The following is a 10808-nucleotide window of genomic DNA, read 5'->3' on the forward strand; positions in this document are numbered from 1 at the left end:
GAGCTGTTGAAAGATCCTAGCCTCCGCAGACCCGGAAGAACGGCTCGGCCGCCGCGCGCGTCACCGGCGGCAACCGCGTCACGCTCCGGCCGGTGATGACGGAGAGCGCGGCGCCCTTGCGGAACGCCCGGATCGCCGGGTCCTGGGTGGAGGCTGATGTCTCCACGGCCACGCCCTCGGCGATGTCGTTGGGCTCGGTCTTCGAGCTGTGAACCGAACGCGCGGCCCCCGCCCGCAGCGTGGTGCGGCCGACGTGCGGGTCCGGGTCGATCCAGGTCGTCAGGCTCAGCGTCCCCGATCCCGGCCGGCAGTCGATGCTGATCAGCCCGTCCTCGGTGGCGGGCACGCCGTAGGCCAGGCGCGCCGGGTCCGTTTGCGGATGGCTGGGCTCCATATAGATCCAGACCATGTCCGGATCGGCGCGGCCCGCGCCCGCAAGCGTCACCAGGCTGACGGCGATGGCGGCGGAAGCCAGGACGCGGCGCATACTGAAATTTCCGAAGACCAGAGGATCGGCGGCCAGCGTGCACCAGCCCCAACGGCTGTCAATTCGCCGCCCGGCAGGCCCGCAGGAAGTCGTGGGCCGGGGCGAAGGCGTTGGGCAGGATGATGCGCCGGTCGCCGAAGGCGATCCTCAGCTGGCCGGTGTCGGCCAGACGGCGCATCACCGGGTCGTCGGCGCCGACGGGGACCTCGACCAGCATCACGCCCGGGCTGTCGGGATCGGCGTGGCCCGCGCCGGCATAGCGCTTGATGATCTCGCCGGAGCGCAGCTCCATCATCGCCGGGTCGCCCTCGCGGCCGGCCAGGGTGAAGTCGATCCGCCCGCTGCGCACGCGGCAGGTCAGGGCCACCTGGACCTTGTTGCCCGGCGATCCCAGCGACAGCCGCAGTTCGTCGCCGTCCTCGCTGAGGTCCCAGGCGGTGTGCGGGTGCTCGGCGGCGAGATCGGTGACGGCGCTGACGCGGACGCTGCCGCAGCCGCCCAGCACCACGGCCGCCAGCCCCAGGACCATCAGGCCGCGCATGCGCCGCACCGCCCGCCGCGCCCTAGAACGGCGAGAACCGCTGCAGCAGCGACTGGCCGGCTGGGGTCTTCTGCACGCTGGAGATGTCGCCGCGGCCGCCGTAGTTGATCCGCGCCTCGGCGATCTGGGTGTGCTGGATGGTGTTGTTGGCCGAGATGTCCTCCGGCCGCACGATGCCGGCGATGGTCAGCTGGCGGATGTCGGTGTTGGTCTTCACCTCCTGGGTGCCCTGGATCACCAGGTTGCCGTTCGGCAGCACCGCCATCACCGTGGCCGCGATGGTCAGGCTGATCTGCTCCTGGCGGGTCACCGCGCCCGAGCCGTCGTTGGTCATCTTGGAGTTGGTCGAGACCGCGCTGGCCGGGTTGAAGGCCTTGGGCAGGATCTTGCCCAGGGTCGATTCGAAGCCCAGCAGGTTCGGGATGCCGACATTGGCGCCGCTGGTGCGCGAGCTGGTGGTCTCGTTCTTGGTGTTGGCGCTGTCGTTGATGTTGATCAGCACGGTCAGGATGTCGCCCGGCGCGCGGGCGCGCTGGTCGCTGAAGAAGGTGCGCGCGCCGGTCCGCCACAGGGAATTGGCGGTCGGCGGCTGCGGCGCCGGATACTGCAGCGTCGTCTTCGGGTCCATCGGCGCCAGGTGCGAGGGATAGCCGACCGGGGCCAGCTCCGGGCCGTGGACGGCCTCCTTGACGGTGGTGCAGGCGCCCAGGGAGCCCAGGGCGGGGACCAGTGCGATCAGGGCGACGGCGGCGGCGGTGCGGGTGCGGGTGCGGGCGAGGATGCGCATGGAATGACTCTCTGTTCTCTCAGCGGGCGGCGTAGCGGGTGGTGCGGTTGGATTTGATTTCGAGGGCGGCGGGGCCGACCACGGCGGTTCCGGGCCCGGAAACCACCACCTGGATGATCTTCCGCGACTGGGTGTTCTGGACCTGCAGGGTGTCGCCGACCCCGGCGGAGCCCATCGCCTTGCCCTCCAGCGAGAGCGAGACCCCGCCGCTGTCGTAGGTCACGATGACCAGGTCGCCGGACCTGACGACCACGGCCGCGCCCACGTCGCGGGCCATGACCACGGCGCCGGAGCGGACCGGCCGCCGCGTGGCCATGCCGATCACCTGGTCGGGGTCCGAGGGGCTGTCGGCGGGCGCCGCCACGGCCTTCGCCCAGGCCAGGTCGGTGGGCTGCACCAGCTCTCCGGCGTTCAGGCTGCGGGCATAGGTCAGCACCTCGACCTCGCCGCGGGCCGCCGAGGCGCCCAGCTGGGCGGCGGCGGGCGAGCCGGAGACGCTCCGGGCGATGGGCGCCGAGGGCGCGCTGATCCCGGCGCGGACCACCAGCTTGCGCAGGTGGTCGGGGTTGTCCCAGTCGAGGCCGGCGCGGCGCGCGGCGGCCTGAACGGCGGCGGCGTCCAGCACCACGGTCGAGGCGGTGCGCTGGGCCACGGCCAGGCGGCCGGCGGCGCCCGCGCCATCGAACAGGTCGCCCAGGGTCACGACCGCGTCGGCGCTGGTGGTGTCGGCCTTCAGGCTCACGGGGCGGCCGGCGAGGGCTGGGCCTGCGACCGCGAGCGCGGCGGCGATCAGGGTAAGCGCGAGACGCATGGCTTACTGCTTCACCTGGTTGGCCACGCCCAGCATGTTGTCGGCGGTGGTGATCACCTTGGAGTTCATTTCATAGGCGCGCTGGGCGACGATCAGGTTGGTGATCTCGCTCACCGGATCGACGTTCGACGCCTCGGTGTAGCCCTGCATCAGGGTGCCGAAGCCCTGCAGGCCCGGCGTCGAGGTCACCGGCGCGCCGGAGGCGGCGGTCTGCAGGAACAGGTTGCTGCCCTGGGCGGACAGGCCCGCCTCGTTGGTGAAGCTGGCGAGTTCGATCTGGCCGACCACCGCCGGGGTGGCGACGCCCGGCTGGGTCACCTGCACCTGGCCGGTCTGGGAGATGGTGACGTTGGTGGCGTTCTGCGGGATCGTGATCGCCGGCTGCACCTGGTAGCCGTCCTGGGTGACCAGTTGGCCCTGGTCGTTGATCGCGAAGTTGCCGGCCCGCGAATAGGCGATGTCGCCCGACGGCGTCAGCACCTGGAAGTAGCCGCGGCCGTTGATCGCCAGGTCGTAGGGGTTGCCGGTGGAGGTCATCGCCCCCTGGCTCGCGATCCGGTAGACTGAGCCGGCCTTGACGCCCGCGCCGACCTGCACGCCGGTGGGCACGACGGTGCCCTGGTCCGACGACTGCGCGCCCTGCTGCTGCAGGGTCTGGTAGAGCAGGTCCGAGAACTCGGCGCGCTGCTTCTTGAAGCCGACCGTGTTCATGTTGGCGATGTTGTTCGAGATGACCTCGACGTTCATCTGTTGCGCGGCCATGCCGGTCGCGGCGGTGCGGAGTGCTTGCATCGCTTAAGGTCCTAACTAGCTGCTGAGCTTGCCCAGGCGCGACACGGAGGTGCGCGACAGGTCGCTCTCGGCGGAGATCATCTGGGTGACTTGTTCGTAGGCGCGGTTGACCTCGATCATCCGCGTGATCTGGGTGATCGAATTGACGTTGGAGCTCTCCAGCATCCCCTGGCGCACCTTGGCGGTGTCGGCCGCGGTCGGGGTCTGGTTGGCGGCGTTCTGGTAGAGGTTGTCGCCGGTCTTCTCGAGCGCCGACTGGCTGTCGAACTTGTAGACGCCGATCTTGCCGACCCGCTCGGTCCCCTGGCTGACGATGCCGTCTTCCGAGATGGTGATCGGGCCCGACTTGTTGGGGTCGATGGTGATCTGGCCGCCGCCGTCGTCGGCCACCGGGTCGCCGTTCTGGGTGGTGATCACCCCGTTGGAGTCGGTGCGGAAGTGGCCGTCGCGGGTGAAGCGGTCGCCGTTGGCGGTGCTGACCTTGAAGAAGCCCTGGCCGTCGATGGCCACGTCGTAGGTGGCGTCGGTGCGGCGCATGCCGCCCTGGCTGAAGTCGCGGGCCACGCCGTCCTCGCCGACGAACTTGACCGGGCGCGGGCCGCCCTGGGTGAAGGCCGGCGCGCCGTCCACCTCCTTGGTCATCAGGTTCTCGACCTTGAAACCGTTGGTGTCGGCGTTGGCGATGTTGTTGGCGATGATGTCCATCTCGCGCTTCAGCACCATCTGGCGCGACAGGCCGACGTAGAGGGTGTTGTCCATCGAGCTTCCGAAGACCTCTGGGGGCGTCGCAAAAGGCGCGACACTTTCGTCGCCAGGGTTTGCAAGCATCGGGCCAACTAAAAAGCCCAAAGAAATCAGTGAATAAATTGGTTAACGGCTGCCGCGCGGCGGAATCTGCCGGGCAGGCTTGTCACCCATTAACGTCCGTTAAAAACCGCGCGTTAACCAACTTGGCCGCATGGGTGAGCGTGTAAGTTTCTAAGGAACGCGCGCGTGGCCAAGGAAGAGGTCTCCGAAGCGCCCAAGGAAGGCTCCGAGGGCGAAGACGCAGAGGGCGACAAGCCCAAGAAGAAGCTGCCGATGAAGCTGATGCTCATCGCGGGCGCGGCTGCGCTCGTGGTGGTGGGCGGCGGCGGCGCGGGCGCCTTCTTCATGCTGAAGCCGAAGCCCGAGGCGTCGGCCGGCAAGGACGCCAAGAAGAAGCCGGAGAAGAAGAAGGGCAAGGACGGCGACAAGAAGGACGACAAGAACGCCCCGGTGGTCAAGGAAGGCCCCGACGGCGTGCTGTTCTACACGATCCCCGACGTGGTCGTGAACATGCAGACGGCCGACGGCCGCCCGACCTTCCTGAAGCTGAAGCTGACCCTGGAGATGCCGAACCAGGATGCGGTCGACGAGCTGGAGCCGAACATGCCCAGGCTCCAGGACATGTTCCAGACCTTCCTGCGCGAACTGCGGCCCGAGGACCTCTCCGGCAGCCAGGGCTCCTACGAGCTGCGCATGGAGATCCTGCGCCGGGTGAACCTAGTGCTCGCCCCCTCGGCCAAGGCCAACGCCGTGCTCATCGAGGAGATGCTGATCAACTAGCGCGCCAGCGCCTGATCGCAGTCACCCATGGCCGACGAACCCGAAAACACCGAAGAAATCGCCGCCGCCGACGCCGCTCCCGGCGCCGCGCCGGGCGACGCCGCGTCCACCGACTGGGACGACGGCGGCGAGGCCAACGAGCGCATCCTCAACCAGGACGAGATCGACAGCCTGCTGGGCTTCGACCTCTCCGAGGAGGAGGGCGGCGAGCGCACCGGCATCCGCGCGATCATCAACTCCGCGCTGGTCTCCTACGAGCGCCTGCCGATGCTGGAGATCGTCTTCGACCGCCTGGTGCGGTTGATGACCACCTCCTTGCGCAACTTCACCTCCGACAACGTCGAGGTCAGCCTCGACAACATCTCCTCGATCCGCTTCGGCGACTACCTGAACTCGATCCCGCTGCCGGCGATCCTGTCGGTGTTCCGGGCCGAGGAGCTGAACAACTACGGCCTGCTGACGGTCGATTCCAACCTGATCTATTCGATCGTCGACGTCCTGCTGGGCGGGCGGCGCGGCACCGCGGCCATGCGCATCGAGGGCCGCCCCTACACCACCATCGAGCGCGTGCTGGTGCAGCGGATGGTCGAGGTGGTGCTGGCCGACGCCCGCGAGGCCTTCGAGCCCCTGACCCCGGTGACCTTCAGCCTCGATCGCCTGGAGACCAACCCGCGCTTCGCCGCCATCGCCAGGCCCGCCAACGCCGCGATCCTGGTGAAGCTGCGCATCGACATGGAAGACCGCGGCGGGCGCATCGAGCTCCTGCTGCCCTATGCGACGCTGGAGCCCATCCGCAAGATGCTGCTGCAGCAGTTCATGGGCGAGAAGTTCGGCCGCGACAACATCTGGGAAGGCCACCTGGCCACCGAGCTCTGGACCACCAGCATGGAGGTCCGCGCCGTCCTCGACGAGCAGCAGCTGGGCCTGAAGCAGGTCCTCGACCTGAAGGTCGGCGACACCCTGATGCTGAACGCCACGCCCGACAGCCTGATCGAGCTGCGCGCCGGCGTCATCCCGCTCACCCGCGGCCGCATGGGCCGCCGCAACGCCCACATCGCCGTGCGCGTGGAAGCGCCGCTGACGCCCCACGCCCGGCAAGCCGTGCAGAGGTCCGTATGAGCATCGTCGGCCTGGTGATGAATTCGATGCTCGCCGTGCTGCTGCTGGCGGCGCTCGGCGTGGGCCTGCGGCTGAACCGCCGGCTGAAGGCGCTGCGCGACAGCCACGAGGGCTTCGCCGAGGCGGTCAGCGAGCTGAACCGCGCCGCCGCCCGCGCCGAACAGGGCCTGGCCGACCTGCGCTCCGCCACCGACGAGGCCGTCGACCTCCTGGCCGACCGCATCGAAAAGGGCCGCGCGCTGGCGCTCAAGCTGGAGCGGCTGGTCGAGCACGCCCACGTGCCACAGCGCGCCGCCCCGCAGAACGCCGAGCAGGGTCTCTCCGACGACCCGGTGGCCGAGCGGCGCCTGGGCGCCCTGCTGGCCGCCGCGCGCGAGGCGCGCCCGGAGCGGATCATGCCCCCCCTGCGCGCAAATCCCCATCAGAGCGACGCCGAGCGCGCCGGGGCCGAGATCCTGGCGCGCGGCGAGCGCCGCATCTCCGGCGACGTCCTGCCGAACCCCTCCTACGAGCGGCCGTTGCGCGGCCGCCGCCTGGCCGACGACGATCTGTTCGACGACGAGCCGCTCACCCTCGATCAAGTCCACGGAGTCCGTCGTTGAAGTCGATGCCCCGCATCCTGCCCCTGGTCGGCGTCGCCGTCGGCGGAGTCCTGGCGATCAATGCGTTGGCCGGCGCGCGCGACCTGCCTGGCCTGTTGAGCGGCGCCAAGGCCTTCGCCGAGGAAGCCGCCAAGCCGGCGCCGAAGAAGGGCGCGGCCAAGAAGCCGGCGGCCGCCAAGGCCGCCGCCGCGATCACTGACGCCAAGGCCGGCGACGGCGAGGGCTCGCTGTTCGCGGACCCCGCGCACCCGGGCGCGCCCGACGCCGGGGCGGCTTCGGCCGCGGGCGCCGGCAAGGACGCCGCCGCCAGCTCCGCCCTGCCGCCGCCGTCGCAGCAGCCCCGGGCCGTCTGCGCGCCCACCGCCGCCGAACTGGCCAAGGAAGCCGGCCTGTCGCCCGCCGAGCTGCAGATCCTGCAGAACCTGGGCGCGCGGCGCGGCCAGTTGGACCAGCGCGAGCAGGACCTTTCCACCCAGGTGGCCCTGCTGGCCGCCGCCGAGGCCAAGCTCGACGCCAAGACCAAGGTGCTGCAGGGCCTGAAGACGGACATCCAGAACCTGCTGGCCCAGGCCGACGGCAAGGAACAGACAGAGATCGACCGCCTGGTGAAGGTGTTCGAGGGCATGAAGCCCAAGGACGCCGCCGCGCGCATGGCCATCCTCGACGACAGCGTCCGCCTGCCGATCGCCGCCAAGATGAAGGAGCGTTCGCTCTCCGGCATCGTCGGCCAGATGCCGCCGGCCGAGGCCAAGAAGCTGACCGAGGCGCTCGCCAAGCGCTTCACCCCCGCCCAGATCCTGGCCCAGGGCGCCGACGCCAAGGCCGACGCCGCGGCCGCCGCCACCAAGACCGCCGCCGACGACCCGACGAAGGCCGCGCCCCCGGCCAAGAAGGCCCGCTCGGCCAGGAAGGCGCCGGCCAAGAAGAAGCCCGCCGCCGAGGGCGACGACGCCCAGGCCACGGCCGCGGCCGACAAGTCGCCGCCGGCCGCCGCGCCAACACCGGCGAAGGCCGGATAGGTCCTTGACCCTGCGCCAGACCCTGCGCGCAGGTGTGGCGGCGATCGCCGTCGCGGCCGTCGTCGCCCCCGCCGGGGCGGCGACGACGGGTCTTGACGTGCGCGTGGCCCAGGCCGACGGCTTCTCCCGCGTGGAGTTCCGCGGCGCCGCGGCCCAGGTGAAGCGCGCCGGCCAGGTGCTGACCTTCAGCTTCCCGCGCGACGCCGACCCGGACATCGCGCGCCTGCGCACCTCGCCGCCCAAGTGGATCAAGACCGCCGAAAAGAAGCACGCGGGCGGGCGGCTGCAGCTCTCCATCACCCTCGCCGACGACGCCGACTACAAGGTGGGCAACGCCGACGGGGCGATGTTCCTCAACGTCTTCCAGAAGGCGAAGCCTCCTCCGGAGGAGGTCGCGGCCGCGCCGCCGCCGCCGGTCGAGCCGGAGCCCGTCCGTCCCAATCCCGTCCCGGCCGGCGGCGTGGTCCACATGGCCTCGGCCGTGGTCAATTCCCAGGTGCAGTTCAGCTTCCCGTGGGCCAATCCGGCGGGCGCGGCGGTGTTCCGCCGCGGCGACGCGGTCTGGATCGTCTTCGACGCCGCGGCGACCATCGACGTCAGCCACACGATCAAGGGCGTGCCGCAGTTCTCGGCGGTCTCCGCGGTCAAGGGCGCCGACTACGCCGCCGTGCGCATCGAGGCCGCCCACGGCGCGCCGATCTTCGCCACCGCCCAGGGCGCGACCTGGACCGTCTCGGTGGGGCCGGGCGAGCAGGGCCCCTCCACCGCCGTACGCGTGCAGCGCGACGACGTCGAAGGCCCGCCCGGGCTGAAGGCCGCCGTGGCCGGCGCCACCCGCGTGGTGCGGCTCCTGGATCCCCAGGCCGGCGACACCCTGGACGTGGTCACCGCGCTCGGCCCGGCCAAGGGCGTGGCCTCGCGGCACGACTATGTGCAGATGGCGGTCCTGCCCTCGGTGCAGGGCGTGGCCATCGAGCAGTACGTCGACGACCTCGACGTGGTGCGCGCCGGCGACATCGTCCATATCGGCCGCAAGGCCGGCATGGCGCTCTCGCCGACCTACGCCGTCGACGACGACACCCGCTATGGGCTGGACACGCCCAGGCCCGCCGCCCTGCCGTCGGTGATCAACTACCAGGACTGGCCGAAGACCGGGCCCAAGGGTTTCCTCGACCGCTACCAGCACCTGCTGGCCGCCGCGACCGTCGAAAGGGCCAACAAGGACAAGGCCGCGCCCACCGGCGCGCGCATGGCGCTGGCGCGCTTCCTGGTCGGCAGCGAGCTTTCCTACGAGGCGATCGGCGTCCTGAACGACCTGGCCCGCACCAATTCGGCCATGATGGAGAACCCTGAGTGGCGCGGCCTGCGTGGCATCGCCCGGGTCATGGCGCGGCGCTACAAGGAGGCCGAGGCCGACTTCTCCGCCCCGGTCCTGGCCGAGGACAAGTCCGCCTCGCTTTGGCGCGCCTACATCGCCGCCCAGCTCGCCCAGTGGTCCGAGGCGCGCGGCCAGTTCGTCAAGGGCGCCGAAGCCTTCAACATGTTCTCGCCGACCTGGAAGGCGCGCTTCGCCCGCGCCGACGCCCAGGCCGCGCTCGCCCAGGGCGACCTGGCCAGCGCCGACGCCCGCATCCACCTGGCGCTGGCCGACAAGACCGACCCCTGGGAGGAACTCGCCACCCGCCTGGTCCAGGCCCGGGTCATCGAGCAGCAGGGCCACAAGAACCGGGCGCTGCGCATGTACCAGGCGATCGCGACGGTGCCGCGCGAGAGCCTGTCCTCGCCCGCCCTGCTGCGCGCCACCCAGATCCGGCTGGAGACCGGCAAGGTGACGCCGGTCCAGGCGGCCCAGATCTTCGACGGCCTGCGCTACCGCTGGCGCGGCGACGCCACCGAGCTCGAGACCATCCGCGCGCTCGGCCAGCTCTATCTCAGCCAGGGCCGCTACCGCGAGGCGCTGGAGACCCTGCGCTCGGCCGGCAAGCGCCTGCCGGACCTGCCCGAGGCCCTGCAGCTGCAGGCCGACCTCACCGCGGCCTTCCGCTCGCTGTTCCTGGACGGCGGCGCTGACGGCCTGGAGCCGGTGCAGGCGCTGGGCCTGTTCACCGACTTCCAGGAACTCGCGCCCCTGGGCGCCGACGGCGACCTGATGGTCCGCAAGCTGGTGCGCCGGCTGGTGGACGTGGACCTGCTCGACCGGGCCGCATTCTTCCTGAAGTACCAGGTCGACAACCGCCTGGACGGCGTGGCCAAGGCCCAGGTCGCCACCGACCTGGCGGTCATCTACCTGATGGACCGCAAGCCCGAGCAGGCGATCCAGGCGATCAACTCCTCGCGCACCACCATCCTGCCCAACGCGCTGAACGCCGAGCGGCGCCTGGTGGAGGCCCGTGGCTGGATGGGCGTCGGCCGTTACGATTCGGCCCTGGAGATCATCGAGAAGGACAATTCCCGGGACGCCACCGACCTGCGCGCCGAGATCACCTGGAAGCAGAAGGACTGGGCCAAGTCCGGGCCGCAGTTCGAGAAATCGCTGGGCGACCGCTGGAAGACGCCGCAGCCGCTGTCGGCCGACGAGGAGGGCCGCCTGCTGCGCGCCGGCGTCGCCTACAGCCTGGCCGGCGACGACGCGGCCCTGGCCCGGCTGTCCAACGAATACAAGGGCTTCTTCGACGGCGCCCACAATCCGGCGGCGCTGCGGATCGCCCTGACCGGGGTCTCGACCAACAAGCTGAGCGTTGCCGACTTCGGTCGCGTCAGCGCCGACAACGAGGCCTTCACCGGCTGGGTCGACAAGATGAAGGCCCACTTCCGCGAAGCTCCGCCGCCGAGCGGCCCCACCAAGGCCGCGGCCCCCGCGCCCGCCTCGGCCAAGGCGCCGGCCAAACAGGCCGCCGCGACGCCGCCCAAAACGCCAGCCAAGGCCTAGGTGTTCAGTCCCGAGGTCAAGTGGACGGGATCGATCCTGAAGCGATCCGGCTTATCCGCCCAGGCCTTGCAGATGGCTTCGTAGGGTGTGAGGCCCTGTAGGGTCTTCAGCCGCTTGGCGAAGTTGTAGGCGTC

General features: G+C 70.6%; 11 protein-coding genes and 1 pseudogene. 5 read left to right on the plus strand and 7 right to left on the minus strand.

Annotated features, from left to right (window positions below):
• Window positions 1-16: 16 nt before the first annotated feature.
• From VGL85_RS07690 to flgF, 6 genes are read right to left on the minus strand one after another with little or no spacing between them, the layout of a single operon-like run.
• Complete coding sequence (locus VGL85_RS07690; RefSeq protein ID WP_331587709.1) at window positions 17-487, minus strand: hypothetical protein; 471 nt, start codon at window positions 485-487, stop codon at window positions 17-19.
• A 58-nt stretch (window positions 488-545) separates the two neighbouring features.
• Window positions 546-1028: a hypothetical protein gene (locus VGL85_RS07695; RefSeq protein WP_331587711.1), complete on the minus strand. Its 483-nt coding sequence runs from the start codon at window positions 1026-1028 to the stop codon at window positions 546-548.
• A gap of 22 nt (window positions 1029-1050) precedes the next feature.
• Complete coding sequence (gene flgH / locus VGL85_RS07700) at window positions 1051-1815, minus strand: flagellar basal body L-ring protein FlgH (RefSeq protein ID WP_331587713.1); 765 nt, start codon at window positions 1813-1815, stop codon at window positions 1051-1053.
• A gap of 19 nt (window positions 1816-1834) precedes the next feature.
• Window positions 1835-2626, minus strand: coding sequence for a flagellar basal body P-ring formation chaperone FlgA (gene flgA / locus VGL85_RS07705; protein WP_331587715.1), 792 nt, complete (start codon window positions 2624-2626; stop codon window positions 1835-1837).
• Between the two features lie 3 nt (window positions 2627-2629).
• Window positions 2630-3418 (minus strand): flagellar basal-body rod protein FlgG, encoded by a 789-nt coding sequence (flgG, locus tag VGL85_RS07710; RefSeq protein WP_331587717.1) that lies wholly within the window; start codon window positions 3416-3418, stop codon window positions 2630-2632.
• Between the two features lie 15 nt (window positions 3419-3433).
• Window positions 3434-4177: a flagellar basal-body rod protein FlgF gene (gene flgF / locus VGL85_RS07715; protein WP_331587719.1), complete on the minus strand. Its 744-nt coding sequence runs from the start codon at window positions 4175-4177 to the stop codon at window positions 3434-3436.
• 234 nt (window positions 4178-4411) lie between these two features.
• Here flgF and VGL85_RS07720 point away from each other — a divergent pair, with 234 nt between their 5' ends.
• The 5 genes from VGL85_RS07720 to VGL85_RS07740 are packed head-to-tail and all read left to right on the plus strand — an operon-like array spanning window position 4412 to window position 10674.
• The gene (locus VGL85_RS07720) at window positions 4412-5005 is read left to right on the plus strand and encodes a flagellar basal body-associated FliL family protein (RefSeq protein WP_331587721.1); all 594 of its coding nucleotides are present in this window, start codon (window positions 4412-4414) and stop codon (window positions 5003-5005) included.
• A 27-nt stretch (window positions 5006-5032) separates the two neighbouring features.
• Window positions 5033-6124 (plus strand): flagellar motor switch protein FliM, encoded by a 1092-nt coding sequence (gene fliM / locus VGL85_RS07725; protein WP_331587723.1) that lies wholly within the window; start codon window positions 5033-5035, stop codon window positions 6122-6124.
• Window positions 6121-6726, plus strand: a complete 606-nt coding sequence (locus VGL85_RS07730) for a DUF6468 domain-containing protein (RefSeq protein ID WP_331587726.1) — start codon at window positions 6121-6123, stop codon at window positions 6724-6726. Before fliM ends, VGL85_RS07730 begins: the two co-directional genes overlap by 4 nt.
• Complete coding sequence (locus tag VGL85_RS07735; RefSeq protein WP_331587728.1) at window positions 6723-7745, plus strand: MotE family protein; 1023 nt, start codon at window positions 6723-6725, stop codon at window positions 7743-7745. Before VGL85_RS07730 ends, VGL85_RS07735 begins: the two co-directional genes overlap by 4 nt.
• 4 nt (window positions 7746-7749) lie before the next feature.
• The gene (locus tag VGL85_RS07740) at window positions 7750-10674 is read left to right on the plus strand and encodes a tetratricopeptide repeat protein (protein ID WP_331587730.1); all 2925 of its coding nucleotides are present in this window, start codon (window positions 7750-7752) and stop codon (window positions 10672-10674) included.
• Here the strand turns inward: VGL85_RS07740 and VGL85_RS07745 are convergent.
• A pseudogene (locus tag VGL85_RS07745) lies at window positions 10671-10808 on the minus strand (IS481 family transposase); the annotation flags it as partial. The gene VGL85_RS07740 and the pseudogene VGL85_RS07745 sit on opposite strands and share 4 nt — an antisense overlap.

This window comes from Phenylobacterium sp. (genome assembly GCF_036501465.1).
In the GTDB taxonomy this organism is placed as follows: domain Bacteria; phylum Pseudomonadota; class Alphaproteobacteria; order Caulobacterales; family Caulobacteraceae; genus Phenylobacterium.

Excerpts from the sequence above, each read along its gene's own strand:
- flgF (WP_331587719.1), bottom strand. The coding sequence starts at position 4,177 with ATGGACAACACCCTCTACGTCGGCCTGTCGCGCCAGATGGTGCTGAAG.
- VGL85_RS07695 (WP_331587711.1), bottom strand. The coding sequence starts at position 1,028 with ATGCGCGGCCTGATGGTCCTGGGGCTGGCGGCCGTGGTGCTGGGCGGC.
- flgG (WP_331587717.1), bottom strand. The coding sequence starts at position 3,418 with ATGCAAGCACTCCGCACCGCCGCGACCGGCATGGCCGCGCAACAGATG.
- VGL85_RS07690 (WP_331587709.1), bottom strand. The coding sequence starts at position 487 with ATGCGCCGCGTCCTGGCTTCCGCCGCCATCGCCGTCAGCCTGGTGACG.
- fliM (WP_331587723.1), top strand. The coding sequence starts at position 5,033 with ATGGCCGACGAACCCGAAAACACCGAAGAAATCGCCGCCGCCGACGCC.
- flgA (WP_331587715.1), bottom strand. The coding sequence starts at position 2,626 with ATGCGTCTCGCGCTTACCCTGATCGCCGCCGCGCTCGCGGTCGCAGGC.
- VGL85_RS07730 (WP_331587726.1), top strand. The coding sequence starts at position 6,121 with ATGAGCATCGTCGGCCTGGTGATGAATTCGATGCTCGCCGTGCTGCTG.
- flgH (WP_331587713.1), bottom strand. The coding sequence starts at position 1,815 with ATGCGCATCCTCGCCCGCACCCGCACCCGCACCGCCGCCGCCGTCGCC.